Origin of the sequence: Streptomyces sp. NPDC007991 (assembly GCF_042958445.1) — a bacterium.
Lineage (GTDB): Bacteria > Actinomycetota > Actinomycetes > Streptomycetales > Streptomycetaceae > Streptomyces.
On the sequence record NZ_JBIBJD010000010.1, the window covers coordinates 133,070 to 156,620 of the forward strand.

Annotated in this window: 24 protein-coding genes and 1 tRNA gene; 14 read left to right on the forward strand and 11 right to left on the reverse strand. The window is 71.8% G+C overall.

Features of this window, described 5'->3' with window-relative positions; translation table 11 throughout:
- The first annotated feature begins 25 nt into the window (after positions 1-25).
- From ACFZDA_RS28080 to ACFZDA_RS28090, 3 genes are all read left to right on the forward strand, one after another.
- Positions 26-1,561, forward strand: coding sequence for an APC family permease (locus tag ACFZDA_RS28080; protein ID WP_391086728.1), 1,536 nt, complete (start codon positions 26-28; stop codon positions 1,559-1,561).
- 111 nt (positions 1,562-1,672) lie between these two features.
- Complete coding sequence (locus tag ACFZDA_RS28085) at positions 1,673-2,398, forward strand: molybdopterin-dependent oxidoreductase (RefSeq protein WP_391087233.1); 726 nt, start codon at positions 1,673-1,675, stop codon at positions 2,396-2,398.
- Positions 2,382-2,996, forward strand: coding sequence for a cytochrome b/b6 domain-containing protein (locus ACFZDA_RS28090; protein WP_391086729.1), 615 nt, complete (start codon positions 2,382-2,384; stop codon positions 2,994-2,996). The genes ACFZDA_RS28085 and ACFZDA_RS28090 overlap by 17 nt, the downstream gene beginning before the upstream one ends.
- A 155-nt stretch (positions 2,997-3,151) precedes the next feature.
- Here the strand turns inward: ACFZDA_RS28090 and ACFZDA_RS28095 are convergent, their stop codons facing one another.
- From ACFZDA_RS28095 to ACFZDA_RS28110, 4 genes are read right to left on the reverse strand one after another with little or no spacing between them, the layout of a single operon-like run.
- Positions 3,152-4,183, reverse strand: a complete 1,032-nt coding sequence (locus ACFZDA_RS28095) for an alcohol dehydrogenase catalytic domain-containing protein (protein WP_391086731.1) — start codon at positions 4,181-4,183, stop codon at positions 3,152-3,154.
- A gap of 20 nt (positions 4,184-4,203) precedes the next feature.
- Complete coding sequence (locus ACFZDA_RS28100) at positions 4,204-4,968, reverse strand: glucose 1-dehydrogenase (protein ID WP_391086733.1); 765 nt, start codon at positions 4,966-4,968, stop codon at positions 4,204-4,206.
- A 13-nt stretch (positions 4,969-4,981) separates the two neighbouring features.
- Positions 4,982-6,379, reverse strand: coding sequence for a gluconate:H+ symporter (locus tag ACFZDA_RS28105; protein ID WP_391086735.1), 1,398 nt, complete (start codon positions 6,377-6,379; stop codon positions 4,982-4,984).
- A 51-nt stretch (positions 6,380-6,430) separates the two neighbouring features.
- Positions 6,431-6,949 (reverse strand): gluconokinase, GntK/IdnK-type, encoded by a 519-nt coding sequence (locus ACFZDA_RS28110; RefSeq protein WP_391086737.1) that lies wholly within the window; start codon positions 6,947-6,949, stop codon positions 6,431-6,433.
- A 137-nt stretch (positions 6,950-7,086) separates the two neighbouring features.
- Here ACFZDA_RS28110 and ACFZDA_RS28115 point away from each other — a divergent pair, with 137 nt between their 5' ends.
- On the forward strand, positions 7,087-7,788 hold the full coding sequence (locus ACFZDA_RS28115; protein WP_391086739.1) for an FCD domain-containing protein: 702 nt from the start codon (positions 7,087-7,089) through the stop codon (positions 7,786-7,788).
- Positions 7,789-7,797: 9 nt separating this feature from the next.
- On the opposite strand, the gene ACFZDA_RS28120 is transcribed toward ACFZDA_RS28115, so the two are convergent.
- Positions 7,798-8,172 (reverse strand): YchJ family metal-binding protein, encoded by a 375-nt coding sequence (locus tag ACFZDA_RS28120; protein ID WP_391086741.1) that lies wholly within the window; start codon positions 8,170-8,172, stop codon positions 7,798-7,800.
- A gap of 63 nt (positions 8,173-8,235) precedes the next feature.
- Positions 8,236-8,320: transfer RNA gene (locus ACFZDA_RS28125), tRNA-Leu, on the reverse strand.
- A gap of 196 nt (positions 8,321-8,516) precedes the next feature.
- Between ACFZDA_RS28125 and ACFZDA_RS28130 the strand changes: the two genes are divergently transcribed.
- From ACFZDA_RS28130 to ACFZDA_RS28140, 3 genes are all read left to right on the forward strand, one after another.
- On the forward strand, positions 8,517-9,842 hold the full coding sequence (locus ACFZDA_RS28130) for a M20/M25/M40 family metallo-hydrolase (protein ID WP_391086743.1): 1,326 nt from the start codon (positions 8,517-8,519) through the stop codon (positions 9,840-9,842).
- A 150-nt stretch (positions 9,843-9,992) separates the two neighbouring features.
- Positions 9,993-10,226, forward strand: a complete 234-nt coding sequence (gene chpH / locus ACFZDA_RS28135) for a chaplin ChpH (RefSeq protein ID WP_391086745.1) — start codon at positions 9,993-9,995, stop codon at positions 10,224-10,226.
- A gap of 130 nt (positions 10,227-10,356) precedes the next feature.
- The gene (locus ACFZDA_RS28140) at positions 10,357-11,193 is read left to right on the forward strand and encodes a chaplin family protein (protein WP_391086746.1); all 837 of its coding nucleotides are present in this window, start codon (positions 10,357-10,359) and stop codon (positions 11,191-11,193) included.
- Positions 11,194-11,307: 114 nt separating this feature from the next.
- On the opposite strand, the gene ACFZDA_RS28145 is transcribed toward ACFZDA_RS28140, so the two are convergent.
- Positions 11,308-11,496 carry a DUF5703 family protein gene (locus ACFZDA_RS28145; RefSeq protein WP_010045410.1) on the reverse strand — a complete coding sequence of 63 codons (189 nt, stop codon included), beginning with the start codon at positions 11,494-11,496 and terminating at the stop codon, positions 11,308-11,310.
- Positions 11,497-11,543: 47 nt separating this feature from the next.
- Here ACFZDA_RS28145 and ACFZDA_RS28150 point away from each other — a divergent pair, with 47 nt between their 5' ends.
- Positions 11,544-12,239 carry a hypothetical protein gene (locus ACFZDA_RS28150; protein ID WP_391086749.1) on the forward strand — a complete coding sequence of 232 codons (696 nt, stop codon included), beginning with the start codon at positions 11,544-11,546 and terminating at the stop codon, positions 12,237-12,239.
- Between the two features lie 64 nt (positions 12,240-12,303).
- On the opposite strand, the gene ACFZDA_RS28155 is transcribed toward ACFZDA_RS28150, so the two are convergent.
- Positions 12,304-14,586, reverse strand: coding sequence for a helix-hairpin-helix domain-containing protein (locus ACFZDA_RS28155; protein ID WP_391086751.1), 2,283 nt, complete (start codon positions 14,584-14,586; stop codon positions 12,304-12,306).
- On the reverse strand, positions 14,583-15,569 hold the full coding sequence (locus ACFZDA_RS28160; protein WP_391086753.1) for an aldo/keto reductase: 987 nt from the start codon (positions 15,567-15,569) through the stop codon (positions 14,583-14,585). The genes ACFZDA_RS28155 and ACFZDA_RS28160 overlap by 4 nt, the downstream gene beginning before the upstream one ends.
- A 154-nt stretch (positions 15,570-15,723) precedes the next feature.
- Between ACFZDA_RS28160 and ACFZDA_RS28165 the strand changes: the two genes are divergently transcribed.
- Both ACFZDA_RS28165 and ACFZDA_RS28170 read left to right on the forward strand, forming a co-directional pair.
- Positions 15,724-16,779, forward strand: coding sequence for an LLM class F420-dependent oxidoreductase (locus ACFZDA_RS28165; RefSeq protein WP_391086755.1), 1,056 nt, complete (start codon positions 15,724-15,726; stop codon positions 16,777-16,779).
- A gap of 304 nt (positions 16,780-17,083) precedes the next feature.
- Complete coding sequence (locus ACFZDA_RS28170; RefSeq protein WP_391086757.1) at positions 17,084-17,872, forward strand: ferritin-like domain-containing protein; 789 nt, start codon at positions 17,084-17,086, stop codon at positions 17,870-17,872.
- 33 nt (positions 17,873-17,905) lie between these two features.
- On the opposite strand, the gene ACFZDA_RS28175 is transcribed toward ACFZDA_RS28170, so the two are convergent.
- Positions 17,906-18,901 (reverse strand): CorA family divalent cation transporter, encoded by a 996-nt coding sequence (locus ACFZDA_RS28175; RefSeq protein ID WP_391086759.1) that lies wholly within the window; start codon positions 18,899-18,901, stop codon positions 17,906-17,908.
- 61 nt (positions 18,902-18,962) lie between these two features.
- On the opposite strand from ACFZDA_RS28175, the gene ACFZDA_RS28180 reads away from it, so the two are divergent.
- From ACFZDA_RS28180 to mshC, 4 genes are all read left to right on the forward strand, one after another.
- The gene (locus tag ACFZDA_RS28180) at positions 18,963-19,649 is read left to right on the forward strand and encodes an MSMEG_4193 family putative phosphomutase (RefSeq protein WP_391086761.1); all 687 of its coding nucleotides are present in this window, start codon (positions 18,963-18,965) and stop codon (positions 19,647-19,649) included.
- Positions 19,650-19,727: 78 nt separating this feature from the next.
- Positions 19,728-20,318, forward strand: a complete 591-nt coding sequence (locus ACFZDA_RS28185) for a DUF3090 domain-containing protein (RefSeq protein WP_086563983.1) — start codon at positions 19,728-19,730, stop codon at positions 20,316-20,318.
- A complete protein-coding gene (locus ACFZDA_RS28190; protein WP_391086763.1) occupies positions 20,282-21,109 on the forward strand; it encodes an SCO1664 family protein in 828 nt (275 codons plus the stop codon). The genes ACFZDA_RS28185 and ACFZDA_RS28190 overlap by 37 nt, the downstream gene beginning before the upstream one ends.
- 119 nt (positions 21,110-21,228) lie before the next feature.
- Positions 21,229-22,458, forward strand: a complete 1,230-nt coding sequence (gene mshC / locus ACFZDA_RS28195) for a cysteine--1-D-myo-inosityl 2-amino-2-deoxy-alpha-D-glucopyranoside ligase (RefSeq protein ID WP_391086765.1) — start codon at positions 21,229-21,231, stop codon at positions 22,456-22,458.
- Positions 22,459-22,534: 76 nt separating this feature from the next.
- Here mshC and ACFZDA_RS28200 read toward each other — a convergent pair whose 3' ends face one another.
- Positions 22,535-23,518 (reverse strand): PAC2 family protein, encoded by a 984-nt coding sequence (locus ACFZDA_RS28200; RefSeq protein ID WP_306968433.1) that lies wholly within the window; start codon positions 23,516-23,518, stop codon positions 22,535-22,537.
- Positions 23,519-23,551 lie beyond the last annotated feature (33 nt).

Below are 23,551 nucleotides of genomic sequence, written 5' to 3' on the forward strand. Positions count from 1 at the left end.
ATCCAGAAGTGAGGACGCTCTCCCCATGACCACGGACAGTTCGAGCACGAGCACATCCGCCGCCGGCGGCATCAGTACGTTCAAGGGGCAGGAGCGCGCCCTGCGCGCCGACCGGCTCGGCACCGGGGGACTGCTGCTGTCCGTCCTCGCCGCGACCGCCCCCCTCATGGTGGTCGCCGGTGTCATGCCTACTACATTCGCGGTGATGGGCATCGTCGGACAGCCGCTGCTCTTCGTCGTCCTCGGCGTCGTCCTGATCCTCTTCAGCATCGGGTACGCCGAGATGAGCCGCCACGTCCACAACGCGGGCGCCTTCTACGCGTACATCTCCCGCGGCCTCGGCGGCACCGCCGGCGCGGGCGCCGCCCTGGTCGCCCTGGTCGCCTACAACGCGCTCCAGATCGGCATCTACGGCATCTTCGGCTTCGAGGTCTCCGGGCTCCTCGCCACCTACGCCGACCTGGAGATCGCCTGGTGGATACCGGCGCTCGTGGCCGCGCTCGCCGTCGGCCTGCTGGGCTGGCTGAAGATCGACGTCAACGCGCGCGTGCTCGGCGTGCTGCTCGTCATCGAGGTGCTCCTGGTCGTCGTCTTCGACGTCGCCGCCCTCGCCGACCCCGGCACGGAGGGCCTCTCGCTGCACGCCTTCAACCCCGACACCCTCACCGGCGCCGGTGTCGGCACCGCGCTGTGCTTCTGCATCGCCGCGTTCCTCGGCTTCGAGCAGGCACCCGTGTACGCCGAGGAGACCAGCCGCCCGCACGTCCTGGTGCCGCGCGTGATGTTCCTCGCCGTCGGCGGGGTCGCCGTCTTCTTCGCGCTGAGCAGCTGGGCCCTCACCGTCGCCACCGGCCCCTCAGCGGTCGTCGGCACGGCCCAGAAGCAGAGCGCCGGGCTGCTGTTCTTCCTCACCGAGTCCCGCCTGGGCGGCACCTTCACCGACGTCCTGCACGTCCTGTTCGTCACCGGCATGTTCGCCGCGCTGCTCAGCTTCCACAACGTCGTCGCCCGGTACGCCTTCGCCATGGGCCGCGAGGGCCTGCTGCCCGCCGCCTTCGGCCGCACCAGCGGCACCAGCGGCGCTCCCGGCACCGGCTCGCTGCTCCAGACCGTCGTGGCCGTCGTCGTCGTGGTCGCCTTCGCGATCGCCGACGACAAGCCGGTCGGCGACCCGACCGCGCCCGTCCTGCAACTGTTCACCTGGTTCGGCAACATCGGCGCCCTCGGCGTGATCGTGCTGATGGCGGCGGCCTCCCTGTCCGTCGTCGTCTTCTTCGTCCGCCGGGGTGCCGCGGGCGCCCAGGCCTGGCGGCTGTGCACCTCCGCGCTGGCGGGCCTCGCCCTGCTGGTGATCGCCGGCTACACGGTGAAGGACTTCGAGGTCCTCGTCGGCGCCGGCCCGGACTCCTCGCTGAGCTGGATGCTGCCCGGCGTGATCGGCCTCTCCCTGGTCGCCGGTCTGGTCCTCGGCCTGGTGCTGCGCGCCCGCGCACCCGAGAAGCACGCCCGGATCGGCCTCGGCAACGAGGCGTTCCAGCTGGACAAGGCGGCCTCGTCCTGACCCCGGCCGCGTAAGAAGTGGTTACGGAACCCTGACGAGCACCCGCGAGCCCTGTCCTGAAGGGGCCGCGGGTGTTCGAATGAGAACGTGAACGAGCACGTACCTGAGGGCGTGAACGACGAACGCCCCCCACAGCGGGGCACCCCGGTAGGCCGCCGCGTCTTCCTCGGCACGCTCGGCCTGGGCGCCCTCGGCGTGGTCGCCGCGCCCCGGCTGCAACGCGGCCTGGAGGGCTTCCTCGGCGGCGCCGCCGACAAGGACCCCACCGGCCTGACCGGACTGCTCCCGAACGGCGGCGGCTTCCGCTACTACTCGGTCGCCTCGTCCGTTCCCCACAAGAGCGCCGACAGCTACCGCCTCAGGATCGACGGCCTGGTCGACCGCCCCGCCACCTACACCCTGGACGACCTCAAGGCCATGCCCCAGACCCGCATGGTCCGCGACGTCCAGTGCGTCACCGGCTGGCGCGTCCCCGACACCCCCTTCGAGGGCGTACGCCTGTCCCGCCTCCTGGACGCCGCCAAGGTCCGCCCCACGGCCAAGGCCATCCGCTTCACCTGCTTCGACGGCACCTACACCGAGAGCCTCACCCTCGACCAGGCCCGTCGCGCGGACGTCCTGGTCGCCCTGCGCATGCAGGACAAGGACATCGGCCACTCCCACGGCGGCCCGGTCCGCCTCTACGTGGCGCCCATGTACTTCTACAAGTCCGCCAAGTGGCTCTCCGGCATCACCGTCACGGACGAGGTCCGGCCGGGCTACTGGGAGGAGCGCGGCTACGACGTCGACGCCTGGGTGGGCCGCTCGAACGGACGCGACGATGAGCCTACGAACTGACGCCCCGCCCGGTGTCAGGCGCTTCAGCCAGGCCGAGCGCTGGGTGCACCGCACGACGGCCGCGCTCATGGGGGTCTGCGTCCTGACGGCGGCCTGCCTCTACGTCCCCCAGCTCGCCGAACTCGTCGGCCGCCGCGAACTGGTCGTCCGGATCCACGAGTGGGCCGGCCTCGCCCTGCCCGTCCCGGTCCTGGCGGGCCTCGCCTCCCGCGCCTTCCGTGCCGACCTGGGCCGGCTCAACCGCTTCGGTCCGCACGACCGGACCTGGCTGCGCGCCGCCCTGCACCGCGACAAGCGCCCCGCGTCCCGCCCCGCCGGCAAGTTCAACGCCGGCCAGAAGCTCTACGCGTCCTGGATCGCCGGCGCGACCCTCGTCATGCTCGGCACCGGCCTGATGATGTGGTTCACCCACCTCACCCCCCTGCCCTGGCGCACCAGCGCCACGTTCGTCCACGACTGGCTGGCCCTCACGATCGGCATAGTCCTGGCCGGCCACATCGGCATGGCCCTGGCCGACCCGGAATCCAGAAGAGGCATGCGCACGGGCTCCGTGAGCAAGGACTGGGCGGACCAACAGCACCCTCTATGGCGCCCGTAGCTGTCTCACCTCAGGGGCGCGGGAAACCGCGCGACAAGCCACACGACACCGGCACCCGCCCGATCACGACACTCCTACGGCGCTGGGGCCCCAAGGGGCGCGGGGAACTGCGCGACAAGCCACAACACACCCGCACCCGCCCGATCACGACACCCCTACGGCGCCACGGCGAAATCCAACAGCACCTTGCAAGCCCGACTCCGATCAGCGGCCAGGGCAAAAGCCGACTCGGCATCCGCCACAGGCACCACCGCACTGACCAGCCCGTCGAACGCCGCCTCCCCCGCCAGCAGCTCAAGCGCCTGATCGAACTCCCCGTCGAACCGAAACGCCCCCCGCAACTCGATCTCCCGGCTCACCACCAGGTTCCCCGCGAACGGACTGCGCCCCGCCGGCAGCATCCCCAACTGCACCACGACCCCACCCCGCCGCACCCGCCGCAGACACGTGTCGAGCCCCGCAGCCACCCCGGACGCCTCGATCGCGACGTCCACCTCGGAAGGCCACCCCGGGTCGTCAGGATCATCGGCCCGTACGAGCGTCCCGGCACCGGCGACCCGCGCGTACTCCAGCGCCTCGGGCAGCAGATCCGTGACGGTCACCTCCGCCGCCCCGGCCGCCCTCACCGCCGCGACGACGAGACAGCCGATGGGCCCGGCACCGGTCACCAGCACATGCCGCCCGGCCACCTCCCCGGCCCGCCGCACCGCGTGCAGCGCGACGGACAGCGGCTCGGCGAGCGCGGCCCGGCGCAGCCCCAGACCGTCCGGCAACGCCCGCAACTGCTCGCAGGGCACGGCCACCTGCGCCGCGAATCCCCCCTGCACATGCGGAAAACGCGCCGCACTGCCCAGATACCGCGTGTCCCGGCAGACGTTCCGCCGCCCCTGCGCGCACTCCGGACACACCCCGCACGGGGTCGCCGGATGCACGGCGACGGCGGTACCCGGAGCCGGCCCCGACGCGCCGGCACCGTAGCCGGCCACCGTCCCGACGACCTCGTGCCCGAGCACCATCGGCTCCCGGAGCCGGAAGTCACCGACCCCGCCGTGCCGCCAGTAGTGCAGATCGGACCCGCACACCCCGCCGTACCGCACGGCGACCAGCGCCTGCCCCGGCCCGGGCTCGGGCACCGGCAACTCCGCCACGCGCAGGTCACCCTGACCGTGGATCACACAACCCAGCATCACAGCCTCCCGGCAGGTGGTCACAGCACGCTCGTCATACCGCCGTCGACATACAGCACCTGCCCGCTGACGAAGTCGGCCGCGGGGGAGGCGAGGTACAGCACCCCGCCCACCAGGTCCTGGGTGCGCCCCCAGCGGCCGGCCGGGGTGCGCCTTCGCACCCAGGCACTGAACTCCTCGTCGTCGACCAGCGGCCGCGTCAGCTCGGTCTCGATGTAGCCCGGGCCGAGCCCGTTGACCTGCACACCGCTCGGACCCCAGTCGGCGCACATGCCCTTGGTGAGCATCTTCAGCGCGCCCTTGGTGGCGGCGTACGGCGCGATCCCGGGCCGTACCACCTCGCTCTGCAGGGAGCAGATGTTGATGATCTTGCCGTGGCCGCGTTCCGTCATCCGGCGCGCGGCCTCCCGGCCGACCAGGAAGGCACTGGTCAGATTGGTGTCCAGGATCCGGTGCCAGTCGGAGTCGGTGAACTCCAGCAGCGGAGCGCGCAGTTGCATGCCCGCGTTGTTGACGAGGATGTCGAGCGGGCCCACCCGCTCCTCGACGTCGGCGATGCCGTCCGCCACGGACGCGCCGTCGGTCACGTCGAACGCCGCCGTGTGCACGCGGTCGCCGGGCAGCCCGGCGGCGGCCTCGGCGAGCCGGTCCTTGTCCCGGCCGTTCAGGACGACCGTGCAGCCGGCTTCCGCGAGACCACGGGCGAGCGCGAGTCCGATGCCCCGGCTGGAGCCGGTCACCAGCGCCGTACGGCCGCTGATGTCGAAGAGGGGGTGAGCCGTCATGACCGTGGCACTCCTAGATCACGAGGGACAACAGCAGGACGATGCCGCCGGCGACGACCGAGATGATCGTCTCCATGACGGACCAGGTCTTGATGTTCTGGCCGACACTCAGCCCGAAGTACTCCTTCACCATCCAGAACCCGGCGTCGTTGACATGGCTGAAGAACAGCGAGCCGGCGCCGATGGCGAGGACCAGCAGGGCCGCGTGCGTGGTCGACATGTCGGCCGCGAGCGGGGCGACCAGACCGGCCGCCGAGACCGTCGCCACCGTCGCCGAACCGGTCGCCAGCCGGATCACCACCGCGATCAGCCAGGCCAGCAGCAGCGCGGGGATCGACCAGTCCTTGGAGATGTCCAGGACCATCTGGCCCACGCCGGTGTCGATCAGGGTCTGCTTGAAGCCGCCGCCCGCGCCGACGATGAGCAGGATGCCCGCGATCGGCGCGAGGCTCTTCTCGACGAGCGGCGAGATCCGCTCCTTGGCGAACCCGGCGGGCCGCAGCAACGTGAAGATGCCGACCAGCACCGAGGCGAGCAGCGCGATCATCGGGGCACCGATGACGTCGAAGACGCGCTGGACGAGGTTCTCCGGGTCGTCGATGACGATGTCGACGAGCGCCTTGGCCAGCATGAGGATCACCGGCAGCAGGATCGTGAACAGGGTGGCCCCGAAACTGGGCCGCTTGTCCAGGTCCTCCGAAGCGCGCTGCGGGATCATCCGGTCGGGGGCGGGCACGTCCACCCAGCGGGCCGCGTACCGCGAGAACACCGGGCCGGCGATGATCACCGTGGGTATGGCGACCAGGACACCGAGCGCCAGTGTCACCCCGAGGTCGGCGTTGACCGCCTCGATCGCGACCAGCGGACCGGGGTGCGGCGGCACCAGCCCGTGCATCACGGACAGGCCCGCGAGCGCCGGGATGCCGATCCGCATCAGCGAGTAGTTGCCGCGCTTGGCGACCATCAGCACCACCGGGATCAGCAGCACCATGCCGACCTCGAAGAACAGCGGCAGTCCGATCACGGAGGCGATGAGCACCATCGCCCACGGCATCGACCGCCCGCCGGCCTTCGCGAGGATGGTGTCCACGATCTGGTCGGCGCCCCCGGAGTCGGCGAGCATCTTGCCGAGGATGGCACCGAGGGCGATCAGGACGCCGACGCCGGCGACCGTCGTGCCGAGGCCGGTGCTGAAGCTGGTGAGGACCTTGTCCAGCGGCGCCCCGGCGATCGCGCCGAGCGCCAGTGACCCGATGGTCAGCGCCAGGAAGGCGTGCAGCTTGGACTTGGTGATGAGCAGGACGATGACGGCGATGCCCGCCAGGACGGCGATGCCCAGCTGAGCGTGGCCGGCCGAGGTGATCGGCTCGGGTGCGTCCGCTGCCAGCATCTCGACGCTGAGTCTGGTCACGGGGTGGGTTCCCTTGCGTTGGAGGAGAGTTGGGGACGGGACCGTCAGGGGCTACTGGACGGGCTCGGGGAGGTTCTCCAGGGCGAGCACCGCCCGCTCGGTGATCTCCTCCGGGCTGCCCGAGACGTCCACGTCGACCCCGGCCTCGTCCGCCTGGAGCGGCTGGAGCGTGGCGAACTGGGAGTCGAGCAGCGCCGTGGGCATGAAGTGCCCCTGCCGGTGCGACATCCGGTCCTCGATGAGCGCGCGGTCGCCCGTGAGGTGCACGAAGACCACGCCGGGCGCGGCGGCCCTCAGCCGGTCGCGGTACGACCGCTTCAGCGCCGAGCAGCTGACCACCCCGCCGAGCCCCGCCCGCCCGTGCGCCCACGCGCCGATGGCGTCCAGCCACGGCAGGCGGTCCTCGTCGGTGAGCGGGGTACCGGCCGACATCTTGGCGATGTTGGCCTGCGGGTGGAAGTCGTCGCCCTCGGCGTACGGAACGCCGAGCCGGGCCGCGAGCAGGGGACCGATGGTGGTCTTGCCGGTGCCGGCGACGCCCATGACCACGACGACGTGGGGGGTGTTCATCGCTGCCTCACTGTCTGCTGTCTCCGTCGACACGTGATGTCGACGCAACTGAAACCCATTAGGTACGACGAATTCAAGGGGCCGTGATGAATAAGTCTGACTTTTTGGTTCCGTGATCTACCGCGTACGCTGAGTGCATGAGCACACCGGGCCGGGGGCTGCACGGCCATGTTCTGGACACCCTCGGCCCCGAGATCACGGCGGGCGAGTACCCGCCGGGCAGTGTCCTGCGCACCGACGAGCTCGCCCAGCGTTTCGACGTGTCACGCTCGGTGATGCGCGAGGCGGTCCGCGTCCTGGAGTCCATGCACCTGGTCGAGTCCCGCCGCCGCGTGGGCGTGACCGTGCGCCCGAAGTCGGAGTGGAACGTCTACGACCCGCAGGTCATCCGCTGGCGCCTGGCCGGCAAGGACCGCGCTCCCCAGCTGCGCTCCCTCACCGTGCTGCGCTCGGCGATCGAACCGGTCGCCGCGGGCCTCGCCGCCCGGCACGCCACCGCCGAGCAGTGCGCCGCACTCACCCGGTGCGCCCTCGGCATGGTCGCCAACTCACGGGGTCACAAGCTGGAGGAGTACCTCGTCCACGACATGGCCTTCCACCGCGTCATCCTGGACGCCTCCGGCAACGAGATGTTCGCCCGCCTCGGCGATGTCGTCGCCGAGGTCCTGGCCGGCCGCACCCACCACGACGTGATGTTCGAGGACCCCGACCCGGCCGCCGTCACGTTGCACGTCCAGGTCGCCGAGGCGGTCCGCTCCGGCGACGCGGCCCGCGCCGAGGAACTGACCCGCGAGATCACGGTCGGCGCCCTCCAGGAACTCGACATCCTGGCGCCGTGACACCACCCGCTACGGCACGAACTCCCCGTCGACGTACACCCAGGCCCCGTCGACCCGCTCGAACCGGCTCCGCTCGTGCAGCGAGCCGCCCCGGTACGACGCCCGGAACTCCACGGTCCCGGCGGAGTGGAACGCCGACCCGTCACTCGTGTCCAGGATCTCCAGCCCGGTCCACCGCATCCGCGGATCCAGCTCCAGCGTCCCGGGCCGCGTCCGCGGATGCCAGGTCCGCAGCAGATACCCGGCGTCCCCCTTCACGAAGGCGCAGTACCGCGACCGCATGAGCGCCTCGGCGGTGGGCGCCGCCGCCGCGGCGCGGTGGTAGCGGCCACAGCACGCCTCGTAGGCCTGGGAGAGCCCGCACGGGCAGGAACGGCTGGTCATGGTCACCCTTCCGCGACAACGCCTGAGGGCCGTGACCTCGCGGTCACGGCCCTCGGCTTCGTGTGTCCGAGGGGGGACTTGAACCCCCACGCCCGATAAAGGGCACTAGCACCTCAAGCTAGCGCGTCTGCCATTCCGCCACCCGGACAAGGTGTCTGTCGCGCGGGTTCTCCCCGTGGCGACGACGTAAACATTACCAGGCTCTCAGGGGTGGCCGATCACCCCCCGCCCGCACCCCGGCCGCGCGTGAACGGCGTGTGACGGGCCGGGACCGCTCTTGGGGTGCGGGCCGCGGAGAGGGAGGATGAGGAGGACCCACCAGCAGTGACAGCGGGAGGAAGCACGTGAGCGAGACGGACACGGCCAGGAACGTCACCGGCGAGGACGAGGTCGTGGACCTCTGCCGCGAGCTGATCCAGATCGACACCAGCAACTACGGCGACCACTCGGGACCAGGCGAGCGCAAGGCGGCGGAGTACGTCGCCGAGAAGCTCGCCGAGGTGGGGCTCGAACCGCGGATCTTCGAGTCGCACCCGGGCCGCGCCTCCACGGTGGCCCGGATCGAGGGCGAGGACCCGTCCCGGCCCGCGCTCCTCATCCACGGGCACACCGACGTCGTACCGGCCAACGCCGACGACTGGACCCACCACCCCTTCTCCGGCGAGATCGCGGACGGCTGCGTGTGGGGCCGCGGGGCCGTCGACATGAAGGACATGGACGCGATGACCCTCGCGGTCGTCCGGGACCGGCTGCGCAGCGGGCGCAAGCCCCCGCGCGACATCGTCCTCGCGTTCCTCGCGGACGAGGAGGCGGGCGGCACCTACGGCGCCAAGCACCTCGTGCGCAAGCACCCCGAGCTGTTCGAGGGCGTCACCGAGGCGATCAGTGAGGTGGGCGGGTTCTCCTTCACCGTGAGCGAGGAGCGGCGGCTGTACCTGATCCAGACGGCCGAGAAGGGCATGCACTGGATGAAGCTCACCGTGGCCGGCACGGCGGGGCACGGATCGATGATCCACCGGGACAACGCGATCACCGAGCTGTCGGAGGCCGTCGCGCGGCTGGGGCGGCACAAGTTCCCGGTGCGGGTCACCAAGACCACCCGCGCCTTCCTCGACGAGCTCGGTGACGCGCTCGGCACCGAACTCGACGCGGAGGACATGGAGTCGACCCTCGCGAAACTCGGCGGCATCGCCAAGCTGATCGGCGCGACCCTGAGCAACACGGCCAATCCCACCCAGCTCGGTGCCGGCTACAAGGTCAACGTCATCCCGGGCGAGGCGACCGCCCACGTCGACGGCCGCTTCCTGCCCGGCCACGAGGAGGAGTTCCTCGCCGACCTCGACCGGATCCTCGGCCCGAAGGTGCGGCGCGAGGACGTCCACGCCGACAAGGCCGTCGAGACCACCTTCGACGGGGCGCTCGTGGCGGCCATGCAGTCCGCGCTGCTGGCCGAGGACCCGACCGCCAAGGCGATCCCCTACATGCTCTCCGGCGGGACGGACGCCAAGTCCTTCGACGACCTGGGCATCCGCGGCTTCGGCTTCGTGCCGCTGCAGTTGCCGCCGGAGCTGGACTTCGCCGGCATGTTCCACGGCGTGGACGAGCGGGTGCCGGTGGAGGGCCTGAAGTTCGGCGCGCGGGTGCTCGACCGGTTCATCGACGCGTCCTGAAACAGCCCACACGAAACAGCGCTATTCGATCGGGCGTGCGACATCGACTGGGAAGGGTGAATGCGACCATAAGCTCGTAGCCTCATTACTCCCTCCTCGTTACAGGTAATGCGATCGCAAGATGGGTCGCTTTGCCAACTAGGAGGAATAATGATCAAGAAGGTCGTCGCTGCTGCGGCTGCCACCGGTGGGCTGGTTCTCGCGGGCGCGGGCCTGGCCGTCGCCGACTCGGGTGCCCAGGGTGCCGCCGTGCACTCCCCGGGCGTCGTGTCCGGCAACGTCATTCAGGCGCCCGTTCACGCCCCGGTGAACGTCTGCGGCAACACGGTCTCCGTGATCGGCCTGCTGAACCCCGCCTTCGGCAACTCCTGCGTCAACAAGTGACGCTTCCCCTTCTTTGAGGGGAGTTCCAAAGCCAACGGTCCCGGAGCACATGCCATGAGCTCCGGGACCGAACGCTTCTTTCGAGGAATTCGAGAAGAATTCGAGACAGGCCGAAGGCAGGTATTCAGGAATGCGACAGGTCACCCGCAAGGGTCTGATGACCGTGGCGGCCGCGACCGGCGTGATCGCCGCCGCGGGCGGCTCCGCGCACGCCGACGTGGGCGCCCAGGGCGCCGGCTCGGGCTCGCCCGGCGTGCTGTCCGGGAACACGGTGCAGGCGCCGGTGCACGCGCCGGTCAACGTGTGCGGGAACACGGTCAACGTGATCGGTGTCCTCAACCCCTCGGTGGGCAACTCGTGCGCCAACCAGGGCGGTGGATCGTCATCGGGGGGATACGGCGATTCGGGCGACAAGGGCGGCTCGCACGCCGGCGGCCATGCCGGTGACTCGCCCGGCGTCGGCTCGGGCAACCATGTCGAGGTGCCGATCGACGTGCCGGTGAACGTCTGCGGCAACAGCGTCGACGTCATCGGCGCCGGCAACCCCAGCACAGGCAACGACTGCGCGAACGGCGGCTCCGGCGGACACCACACCACCCCGCCCGGCGGCGGCAACGAGAACCCGGGACAGCCGGGAAACCCGGGCAACCCTGGTAACCCCGGAAACCCTGGTAACCCAGGTAACCCCGGAAACCCGGGTGAGCCCGGTGGTCCTGGCAACCCCGGTGGTCCGGGTGGTCCCGGAAACCCGGGCGGGCCCGGCACCCCGCCCGGCGCGGACGGCGAGACGCCGGGCGGCTCCTCGCACGGCAACGAGCCGGGCGGCCAGTTCGTCACCCAGCCCAAGGGCCACTCCCAGCTCGCCAGCACCGGCAGCGACCTGCCGCTCGGTCTCGCCCTGCCGGCCGGCGCGGGCGCGCTGCTCGCCGGCTCGATCCTCTACCGCAAGGCGCGCACCTCGGCCTGACAGCCCCGGACAGGCCTGACAGCCCGGGAATGGCCCGACACCCGCGGAAACGGAGCGGGCCCCGCCGATGCGGGGCCCGCTCCCGTGTGCCTTCTCCCCGTGCCCCGTCTCAGCTCACCACGTGGCCCGCACCTGACGGATGATCCGCCGGCGCAACCGTACCTTGCGGCTGCCGTCGCGCAGCAGGCTCAGACGGTGCAACTCCCAGTGTCCGTACTCGGCATGGTCCGTCAGCAGACGTGCCGTCTCCTTGCGGGAGACCCCGCGCGGCACGTACACGTCGACAAATTCGTATTCCGGCATCGCATCTATTGTGCGGGCTGGGGCCTGGTACGGATAGCGTCTGCACTATGTCTGATGCTGCGCAGCCCACCGCTGCCGAGGTACGCGCCGCCGCCGAGGCGGTCAAGACCGCGCTCGACCGCCACCTGGCCGCGGTCGAACGCAGGTCGGGGGAGGACGACCCGGCCGTCTACGAGGCGTTCAACCAGCTGGCCGCGGCCGCAGAGGTGTACGACGAACTGCTCTACGACCGTTACGACGAGGTCACCCCCTTCGAGATCCCCGGTACGGAGGACGCGCTGCCCCCGTACACCGGGCCCGAGGAACCGAACGCGCTGAGCGTACTGATCCGCCGCGACTACGCGGTCGCGGAGCCACAGCGGCTGCTCGCCCACGCGCAGCGGATCGAGGCCGCGGAGGGCGAGGACGGCCCGGCCGCCTCAGGGACGGTCCACGGTGCGCTCGGTCTCCTTTTCGGCGAGTTCGAACCCGACGAGATCGCCTCCCGGCACAAGGAGTTCGGGCTGGAAGAGGGCGACTCCACGCTCTGGGTGACGGCGGCGGAGGAACCGGCCGACCCCGGAGAGTGGCTGGAGGCGCCGTTCGAGCAGGTCGATCCGCAGAGTGTCGTCTGCCGCTTCGATGTCAGCGCCGTGTTCGACGACGTCGACGACGATGACGAGGACGACGAGGTGGGGGACGACCTCGACACCGGCCTGGACGAGGACGAGGACCTGGAGCCGCTCGACGCGGACCGCCGCTGAGCGCACGCGCCGACCACCCGACGGCGGTGGTCACGGGGTCGCCCCGTGACCACCGCCGTAGTCGTCAGCCGCTGATCTGCGGGGCGAGCAGCATCGGAAGCCGGGTCGTCCGGGGCTTCGCCGGAACCTCGGCCACGGCCCTCGGCAACGCCTGTTCCACCCCGTGCACGACGGACAGATGGCGGTCGGCCCGCCCGAACGCCGTGTAGACCCACGGCCGGCTGAGGACCTGCGCGGCATCGCCGGGCAGCACCACGACCACCGCGGGCCACCGGCTCCCCACCGCCTGGTGCGCGGTGAGCGCCCAGCCGTGCCGCACGGACTGCTCCACCCGCTCCTTCGGTACGACGACGTCCTCGTCCGCGCCCTCGCACGACAGGTGCAGCCCCTCGGCATCCGCCCTCACCACGCGGCCCGGCAGCGCACGGCCCGGCACCGGGGAGTAGACGATCCGGTCACCGGGGTCGAAGCCGCCGAAGCGGCCCGGGCCCGGATTGAGCCGCTCCTTCAACGCCGCGTTGAGCGCGCGCGTGCCGACGGCGCCGCCGTGCCCCGGCGTGATCACCTGCGTCTGCTCGGCCGGTACGCCGATCGCCCGCGGCACCGAGTCCACGACGAGCTGCACCGTCCGGTGCACGGCCTCGCCCGCGTCCCGCACCGGCACGATCACGACCTCCTTGCCGGGGGCCTCGACCTGGTTCAGCTCGCCGACGCCGATACCGGAGACCAGCTCGCCCAGCGGCCCGGCATCCGGCTGCCGTGAGGCGATCTGCGGGCAGATCCGCGCCGCGAGCAGATCCGCGAACACCCGGCCCGGACCCACGGACCACAGCACCGCCGGATCCCCGGCCAGCACCAGCCGCGCCCCGTCCGGCAGCGACTCCGTCAGCAGCGCGGCCGTCTCGACGTCCAGCTGTGGCGCGTCCAGCACGACGAGCAGATCGAGATCCAGCGCCCCGTCCGCATCCCGGCCAGGCCCTTCGGCCCCGGAGAGCAGTCCGGCGACGGTGGTGACGGGGAAGGGGGCGCCGGGGGAGGGGGCCTCGGGGGAGGAGGCGTCGGTGGACGGGCCCGACGGGTGGCCGGACCGGCGCAGCAGGGCCGCGAAGCGCGTGCGGCCGATCGGGCCGTGGGTGGCGGCCCAGGCGCGCAGGCCGAGGGTGTGCGCGGCGGTCAGCAGTGCCGCGGGCTCGGTCAGGGAGGCCTCGCCGCCGGTGTGCAGGACCAGGCCGTGCGCGGCGACCGCGCGGAACAGCTCCGCCGTCGAACCCCTGGCCCCGGCGGCGGCCCGCTCCCAGTCCTCGGCCGAACCGTCCTGCTTGGGCACCGAGTTGACCAGCCGGGCCAGCCCGTCTGCCAGGCTCTCCTCCGCGAGCGCGTACCGCTCCAGGCCGACCAGGACACGGACCGGACGCTCCTCGTCCTCCTCGGAGTCCTCCTCGGCCCGGGCCGGCGTGTCGGCCCTCTCCTCCAGGGCGTCCTGGAAGACCAGCGCCTCGCCCTCCGCGATCGCGTCCTGCACGGCGCTGTCGGGGTCCGGCACGCCCCGCTGGGCCAGGGCCGCGAGGAGCGCCGACATCTCCAGGGCGGTGTGCCCGGCCAGCGCGGCCTGCTCCAGGAGCCAGACGGTGACGGCCCGGCCCCGCCGCTCGTCGTCCGGGCCGCACTCGGCGCCGAGCAGGGCCCGGGCGAACCCGTCGGCCTGCTCGGGCCGCACGCCGGCGACCCGCAGCAACTGCCAGGGATCGGCCCGCAGCAGCTCGTCCGCACCCTCACCGAGGGCGGCGGCCACCTGCGGTGCGAGCACGTCGGGGGCACCGCCCTCGCCGAGCACCTGACGCACGGCCCGCACCGCCTCCGGTGCGGGAGCCGTCGCCGCGTCGACGGCCCCGGCCGCCACCGGCTGTGGCCGCCGTACCGGCTCCGGGGCGGAGCGGCGGGGGGCGGGCTCGGGCTCCGCGAACACCGCGGCGACCGGCTTCTCGCCGCTCTCCACGGCCCGTACGGCCGCGAGCAGATCGGCGGCCTTGCCGCTCAGCTTGGTCCCGGCCTCGATCGGCGCCTTCTTTCCGGCCTTGCGCTGCTCGATCCGCTCCCGCTCCAGGCGCTGGGCCCGCAGCTCGGCCTCGGCCTCGGACACGTCACCGGCGTCGGCCGCGTCCCCTGCGGTCCCCTCGGCCTCGGATCCGTCACGGGAAGCTGCGGGATCGGCATCGGTCGCCCCGCCCTCGGACACCTCTCCGGAACCGGCCGCGTCGGCCCCCGGTCCCTCGGCCCCCTCGGTCCGCGCACCACCGGTCGGCGTCCCCGGCTCGGCGTCCTGGGTGGTCTCCGGCTCCGTGCTCACAGCGTGCTCCAGTCGTGATCGGGATAGCGGTGCACAGGCGCCGACACGTCGTCGAGCGCCCGGCAGATCTCGTCAGGAAGACTAAGGCTCTCCACTGACAATGCCGCCGTGAGCTGCTGCGCGTTGCGCGCGCCGACGATGGGCGCGGCCACTCCCGGCCGGTCGCGGACCCAGGCCAGCGCCACCTGGAGCGGTGTCACCGCGAGACCGTCGGCCGCGGTGGTCACGGCGTCCACGATGCGCCTGGCCGTGTCGTCCAGGTACGGCGCGACGAACGGCGCGAGGTGCTCCGAGGCGCCGCGCGAGTCCGGCGGCGTGGCGTCGCCCCGGTACTTGCCGGTCAGCACCCCGCGCCCCAGCGGCGAGGACGGCAGCAGTCCGATGCCCAGGTCCAGCGCGGCCGGCAGCACCTCGCGCTCGACGCCCCGCTGGAGCAGCGAGTACTCCAGCTGCGTGGCCGCCAGCCGGGTCCGCGTGCCGGGGGCCGCCAGCTGCCAGGTCGCGGCCTTGGCGAGCTGCCAGCCGCAGAAGTTGGAGACGGCGGCGTACCGGGCCCGGCCGCTGGCGACCGCGAGGTCGAGGGCCTGGAGGGTCTCCTCCAGCGGGGTGTCCGGGTCGAAGGCGTGCACGTGCCACAGGTCGACGTAGTCGGTGCCGAGCCGGGAGAGCGAGGCGTCGAGCGCGGAGAGCAGATGGCCGCGGGAGGTGTCGAAGCGGCGGTCGGGGTCCGGCACGCTGCCGGCCTTGGTCGAGATGATCAGGTCCCGCCGGGCCACCAGGCCGTCCATGAGCCTGCCGAGCAGGTACTCGGCGTCTCCGTCGCCGTACACGTCCGCGGTGTCGACGAGGGTCCCGCCCGCTTCCCAGAACGTCTTCATCAGGTCCGCGGCGTCGTGCTCGTCGGTGTCCCGCCCCCAGGTCAGGGTGCCGAGTCCGATCCGGGACACACGCAGGCCGGTGCGGCCGAGATGCCTCTGCTCCATGAACGCCGAGATTACTGGCCAGAACCTTCCCTGTGGTGGCCTGTGGAAAGCCGATTTCCCGGCCCCGGCCACCGCCGCCCGGCACTAGGTCCCCGCCGAGCCGCGCGCTAAGGTCTGCGCACATGCACGTTACTGATCGGTAAGGGGATTCGGCATGCAGCTCGGTATCAACCTCGGCTACTGGGGTGCCGGAATGGACGCGGACAACCTGGCCGTCGCCCAGGAGGCCGACCGGCTCGGATACGCCGTCTGCTGGGCCGCCGAGGCCTACGGTTCCGACGCCGCCACCGTACTGACCTGGGTCGCCGCCCAGACCGAACGTATCGACGTCGGCTCCGCCATCTTCCAGATCCCGGCCCGCCAGCCCGCGATGACGGCCATGACGGCGGCCACCCTGGACTCCCTCTCCGGCGGCCGCTTCCGCCTCGGCCTCGGCGTCTCCGGCCCGCAGGTCTCCGAAGGCTGGTACGGCGTCAAGTTCGACAAACCGCTGGCACGCACGCGTGAGTACGTCGAAATCGTCCGCAGGGCCATGACGCGCGAGCGCCTGTCCTACGAGGGCGAGCACTGGACGCTGCCCCTCCCCGGCGGCCCGGGCAAGCCCATCAAGCTGACCGTGCACCCGCAGCGCGAGCACATCCCGCTGTACATCGCCGCGATCGGCCCGAAGAACCTGGAGCAGACCGGCGAGATCGCCGACGGCGCCCTGCTGATCTTCCCCTCCGCCGACCACCTGGAGGAGACGACGATCAAGTACCTGCGCGCCGGCCGGGAGAAGGCCGGCAAGACGCTCGACGGCTTCGACGTCTGCCCGACGCTCCCGCTCGCCGTCGGCGACGACAAGGACATCGCCGCGCTCGCCGACACCTTCCGCCCCTACACCGCGCTGTACGTCGGCGGCATGGGCAGCCCCAAGCAGAACTTCTACAACCAGCTCGCCCAGCGCATGGGCTACGAGAAGGAGGCCGCCGAGATCCAGGGCAAGTACCTCTCCGGCGACAAGCAGGGCGCCGCGGCCGCCGTCCCGCACGAGCTGATCGACAAGACCGCGCTGCTGGGGTCCGTCGACCGGATCGCGGACCGGATGAAGGCCTACGCGGAGGCCGGCGTCACCACCCTGAGCCTCGCCCCGGCGGGCTTCACCCTCGACGAGCGGCTCGCGTCCCTCCGCGCCGGCACCGAGGCCCTGGAGCGCGCCGGGCTCGCCTGACAGGGCGGCACCCGGCGGAGTTGTCTCGGCCGTGGTGGGGGCTCGGGGGTCTTCCCCGCCACGGCCGTCACGCGGAACAACGCCCCGCGCCTGTCGCGGTTACGCCGGCATGTCCCCGCCCCGGCGGCGAAGCCCCCCGCGGCCGGGGCGGTCTCCCGTGTCCGCCATTCGGCGGAGTTGTCCCACGCACCTGTTGCAGCGCCCGCCGTCCCGCACTTGACTCGTTCTTTGCGGAAACCGATGGAAGCCGGCGAAACCTGCGGAATCACGCAGCACGCGCACGCGCGCGGGAGAGGTGCTCACGATGCTTTCGGCCAAGAGTGTGTTCCAGGAAATCCTCGCCGACGACGAGGCCTTCGCCCTGTTCTGCTCCATCGCCGCGAGCGGCGAGTCCCAGGGCGGCTGGGAGAACGCCCGTATCGCCGCGCTCGTCCCCGACAGCGAGCGGGAACTCGCCCCCAAGATCACCCGGCACGGCGCCGACGAGGACAAGCACGGCCGGATCTTCAACGCCCTGATGAAGAAGCGCGGCCTCGCCCCCGTCCCGGTCCCGCCGGAGACCGACTACACGATGCTCCTGGAGAAGCACGGCATCGGCCTCGCGCACGAGCAGCTGGGCCGCGACGAGCGGCTCACGGTCCAGGACATCGTCACCTACCTCTCGCACAGCAGGGTCACCGAACAGCGCGCCTCCGAACAGATGGAACTGCTCCGCAAGCACTTCGCCGACCACCCCGACATCGGCCGCGCGGTCAAGCAGATCTCCCACGACGAGGACAACCACCTCGCCTACTGTCACGAGGAACTGCTGCGCTTCGCCCGCGCGGGCCACGGCCGGGCCATCCAGCGGACCCTGCGCGCCTGCGCGCTCGCCGAGATCCGGATCTACCGGGACGTCAGCCTCGCGGTCATGGCGCACATGGGCCGCATCCTCGGCTGGTCCAGGGCCAAGTCGGCGGTGCTCGCGGCGGGCATCCACGCGATGTACGCCTACGAACGGCTGGGCGGCTGGCGCCGGATGGTGTCGCTGAAGACGCCCGAGCGCCGCGACGCCCTCGGCGGGCCCGCGCCCGCGGCAGCCGAGGTCGCCTGAGCCGGCCCGCCCCCCCAGCCGGCCGCGGCGCCGCTACAACCAGCCGCGGCGCTTGAACAGCCGGAACACCAGCACCTCGAGAACGCCCATCACCGCGATCAGCGCCGGATAGGACCACACCCAGCGCAGCTCGGGCATGTGCTCGAAGTTCATGCCGTAGATCCCCGCGAGCATCGTGGGGATCGCCGCCATGGCCGCCCACGCGGAGATCTTCCGCATGTCGTCGTTCTGCCGGACACTCATCTGCGCCAGATGCGCGTTCAGGATGTCCGACACCAGCCGGTCCAGGTTCTCCACGGACTCGTTCACCCGCGTCAGGTGATCGCTGACGTCGCGGAGGAACGGCCGGGCCCGGTCGTCGACGAACGGCACGGTCACGCCGGACGGCGCCGTACCCGCCAGCCGGCTCATCGGCAGTGCCAGCGGCCCGGTCGCCCGGCGGAACTCCAGGACCTGCCGTTTGAAGTTGTAGATCCGGGACGCGGTGTGCCGCGAGCCCCCGCCGTCCGGTGAGAACACCTCCGTCTCCAGCCCCTCCAGGTCGGCCTGCAGCTCGGTCGCGACCTCCAGGTAGTGGTCGACGGCGGCGTCGGCGACCGCGTACAGCACGGACGTGGGGCCGTTGCCCAGCAGGTCCGGCTCCTGCTCCAGCCGCTGCCGTACGGCCTTGAGGGGGGCGCCCTCGCCGTGCCGGACGGTCACGACGAACGAGTCGCCCAGGAAGATCATGACCTCGCCGGCGGAGACGGTGTCGCTCTGCGGCTCGTACACCACCGGCTTGAGCACCACGAAGAGCGAGTCGTCGTACACCTCCAGCTTGGGCCGCTGGTGGGCCTTGAGGGCGTCCTCGACGGCCAGCGGATGCAGCCCGAACTCCCGGGTCACGAGCTCGAATTCGCGCTCCGTCGGCTCATGCAGCCCGATCCACACGAAACCACCCGCCGCACGGGCCTCGCCCAGCGCGTCGGAGAAGTCCTCCGGCCCTTGTGACCGGTGTCCCCCGCGGTAGATGGCACAGTCGACGATCACGAAGCGAGTCTCCCGTCACTCGAACGACACCGTACGCGCGCGTGCGCCTACGCTGGACCGCATGCCCACGTTGATCCTGGTCCGGCACGGACGTTCCACCGCCAACACCGAGGGACTGCTCGCCGGCTGGACGCCCGGTGTCGCCCTCGACGAACGCGGCGCGGCGCAGGCCGCGGCGCTGCCCGGGCGGCTTGCCGAGCTGCCCCTCGCCGAGATCGTCACCAGCCCGCTCCAGCGCTGCCAGGAGACGATCCGGCCGCTTCTCCAGGCCCGGCCGGACCTCAGCCCGCACACCGACGAGCGCATCGGCGAGGCCCACTACGGCGACTGGTCGGGGCGCAAGCTCGACGAGCTCAAGGACCAGCCCCTGATGGAGGTGGTGCAGGCGCACCCCTCCGCCGCGGCGTTCCCGGGCGGCGAGTCCATGCGGGCCATGCAGACCCGCGCCGCCGAGGCCGTACGCGAGTGGAACGCGCGCGTGGAGCGCGACCACGGCGCCGACGCCGTCTACCTCATGTGCTCGCACGGCGACGTCATCAAGTCGCTCGTGGCGGACGCACTCGGACTTCATCTGGACCTCTTCCAGCGGATTTCCGTTGAACCGTGTTCCATCACCGCGATCCGCTACACCCGGCTGCGGCCGTTTCTCGTCCGGCTCGGCGACACCGGCGACTTCACGTCCCTGGTGCCGCGCGAGGAACCGCCGGGCGACGAGGCTCCCGTCGGGGGTGGTGCGGGCGCACCGTGATCGTCGGCCGCAGTAGGGTGAAGCGGTCGCAGCAGTGCCGTAGTCACACGGTTCCCACGATTCCAATGGAGACAGGACGTGTCCCGTCAGGTGTTCCTCTACGACCATCCGGAGCGTTTCGTGGCCGGCACGGTCGGACTGCCCGGGCGTCGTTCGTTCTTCCTCCAGGCCTCCGCCGGCTCCCGGGTGACCAGCGTGGCCCTGGAGAAGACCCAGGTCGCCGCGCTGGCCGAACGCATGGACGAACTGCTCGACGAGGTCGTACGCCGTAGCGGAGGCAGCGCCTCCGTGCCCGCCGTCGCACCGTCGGACATCACCGACACCGCCCCGCTCGACACCCCCATCGAGGAGGAGTTCCGGGTCGGCACCATGGCGCTCGCCTGGGACGGCGAGGAGCAGCTGATGATCGTCGAGGCGCAGGCGCTCGTCGAGCTCGACGCCGACACCGAGGAGGACCTCGCCGAGGCCGAGGAGCGGCTGCTCCAGGACGAGGAGAACGGGCCCCCGATGCTGCGGGTCCGGCTCACCGGCGCGCAGGCCAGGGCCTTCGCCAAGCGCGCCCTCGACATCGTCAACGCCGGGCGGCCGCCGTGCCCGCTGTGCAGCCTCCCGCTCGACCCGGAAGGACACGTATGTCCGCGCCAGAACGGATACCGCCGCGGAGCGTGACACCTCCGGACCCCGCCGAACTGCTCGCCCGGGGCGAACTCACCGTGCGCGGACGCATCCGTGAGGCGTCCAACGCGGCCCTGTACTGCGCGGTCGCCCGCGACGGCCAGGAGGCGGCCTGCATCTACAAGCCGGTCGCCGGGGAGCGGCCCCTGTGGGACTTCCCCGACGGGACGCTGGCCCAGCGCGAGGTCGCCGCGTACGAGGTCTCCGAGGCGACCGGCTGGGGCCTCGTCCCGCCCACCGTGCTGCGGGACGGCCCCTACGGCGAGGGCATGTGCCAGCTGTGGGTCGAGGCGGCGCCGGAGGCCGAGTTGCTCGCCCTGGTCGACGCCGAGGAACCGGAGCCGGGCTGGAAGGCGATCGGCTTCGCCGAGGTCGGCGAGGGCCGCACCGCGCTCCTCGTGCACGCGGACGACCAGCGGCTGCGGCGGCTCGCGGTGCTGGACGCCGTGCTCAACAACGCCGACCGCAAGGGCGGGCACCTGCTGCCGACCGGCGAGGGGCGGCTGTACGGGATCGACCACGGGGTCACCTTCAACGCCGAGAACAAGCTGCGGACCCTGCTGTGGGGGTGGGCGGGGGAGCCCCTCACCCAGGAGGCCCTGGACGTCCTCGAAGGCCTCCGGAAGGACCTGGCGGACGACGGTCCCCTCACCGCCCGGCTCCAGCCGCTGATCACCGGCGCGGAGATCGACGCCACCCGCGCGCGGGTCGCCGCGCTCCTCGCCTCGGGGAAGCATCCCGAGCCGAGCGGGGAGTGGCCGGCGATCCCGTGGCCACCCGTGTGAGCGATTCCCCGGGCCGCTCGCGTAGCAGCACATACGCCGAGTTCTCGCAAGAGCGCCTTCTCGGCCGTCCGGCCCGCTCCCATTCGTATATGGAACTTCAGTCCGGTTAGGCTCAAGGCATGCATGCCTGGCCCGCTTCCGAGGTCCCCGCCCTGCCTGGTCAGGGCCGCGACCTGAGGATCCACGACACCGCGACCGGCGGCCTCGTCACCCTCGACCCCGGTCCCGTCGCCCGTATCTACGTCTGTGGCATCACCCCGTACGACGCCACCCACATAGGACACGCGGCGACCTACAACGCGTTCGACCTCGTGCAGCGCGTGTGGCTCGACACCAAGCGGCAGGTTCACTACGTCCAGAACGTCACCGACGTCGACGACCCCCTCCTGGAGCGGGCCCAGCGCGACGGCCTCGACTGGGCCGCGCTCGCCGAGCAGGAGACGGCCCTCTTCCGCGAGGACATGACGGCCCTGCGGATGCTGCCGCCGCGAGAGTACATAGGCGCCGTCGAGGCGATACCCGGGATCGTCCCGCTCGTCGAACGCCTGCGGGACATGGGCGCGGCCTATGAACTCGACGGCGACGTCTACTTCTCCGTCGAAGCCGACCCGCACTTCGGCAAGGTCTCCGGGCTGGACGCCGCGGCGATGCGGCTGCTGTCCGCCGAGCGCGGCGGCGACCCGGACCGGCCGGGCAAGAAGAACCCGCTCGACCCGATGCTGTGGATGGCGGCCCGGGAGGGCGAGCCCAGCTGGGACGGCGGATCGCTCGGGCGCGGACGGCCCGGCTGGCACATCGAGTGCGTGGCCATCGCCCTGGACCACCTCGGCATGGGCTTCGACATCCAGGGCGGCGGCTCCGACCTGGCCTTCCCGCACCATGAGATGGGCGCCTCGCACGCCCAGGCCCTCACCGGCGAGTTCCCCATGGCCAAGGCGTACGTGCACGCCGGCATGGTCGCCCTCGACGGCGAGAAGATGTCCAAGTCCAAGGGCAACCTGGTCTTCGTCTCCACCCTCCGGTGCGACGGCGTCGACCCGGCCGCCATCCGGCTCGCGCTGCTCGCCCACCACTACCGCGCCGACTGGGAATGGACCGACCAGGTCCTCCAGGACGCCGTCGCGCGGCTCGGCCGCTGGCGGGCCGCCGTGTCCCGGCCCGACGGGCCCCCGGCGGAGGCGCTCGTGGAGGAGATCCGCGAGGCCCTCGCGAACGATCTGGACGCCCCGGCCGCGCTCACCGCGGTCGACCGCTGGGCCGCCCTCCAGGAGCGCGGCGGCGGCACGGACGAGGGCGCCCCCGGGGTGGTCTCCCGGGCGGTGGACGCGCTGCTGGGCGTCGCGCTGTAGCCGCAGAGCACACGAAGGGGCGCCACCCGGCCGGGAGGCGCCCCTTCTTCCGTCCTTCAGCTGGACTCGGCCCCGCTCACTCCTCCGACGACTCCTCGTCGTCCGTACCCGGCTTGGGCGGCTTCGGGGGCCGTGTACGGCCGCTGGGGTTGTCCCGCAGGTACGAGGAGCTGTCGCTGCCGTCCGCCGTGGCGTGCCCGCCGGAGGCGGTCGGTCCGCCGCCGTCCCGGCGCCGCAGATACCGCTCGAACTCGCGGGCGATCGCCTCACCGGACGCCTCCGGCAGCTCGGCGGTGTCCCGGGCCTCCTCCAGCGACTGGACGTACTCGGCGACCTCGCTGTCCTCGGCGGCCAGCTGGTCCACGCCGACCTGCCAGGCGCGCGCGTCCTCGGGCAGCTCGCCCAGCGGAATGCGCACGTCGATCAGGTCCTCCAGCCGGTTCAGGAGGGCCAGCGTGGCCTTCGGGTTCGGCGGCTGGGAGACGTAGTGCGGCACCGCCGCCCACAGGGAGACGGCCGGCACGCCCGCGTGCGTGCAGGCCTCCTGGAGGACGCCGACGATGCCCGTGGGGCCCTCGTACTTGGTCTCCTCCAGGTCCATGCGGCGGGCCAGGTCCGGGTCGGACGTCGTCCCGCTGATCGGAACCGGGCGGGTGTGCGGGGTGTCACCGAGCAGGGCGCCCAGGACGACCACCAGTTCCACGCCGAGTTCGTGCGCGAAGCCGAGCAGTTCGTTGCAGAACGACCGCCATCGCATGGACGGTTCGATACCCCGGACGAGGACGAGGTCGCGTGGCTTGTCCCCGCCGACCCGGACCACCGACAGTCGTGTCGTCGGCCAGGTGATCTTGCGGACGCCGGCTTCCATGAACACCGTGGGGCGGTTGACCTGGAAGTCGTAGTAGTCCTCGGCGTCCAGCGCCGCGAAGACCTCGCCCTTCCACTCCCGGTCCAGATGCGCGACCGCGGTGGAGGCGGCGTCGCCGGCATCGTTCCAGCCCTCGAACGCGGCCACCATGACCGGGTCGACCAGCTCGGGAACCCCCTCGAGCTCGATCACCCAGCGCCTCCTTCCGACGTGCCCTCGCGTACC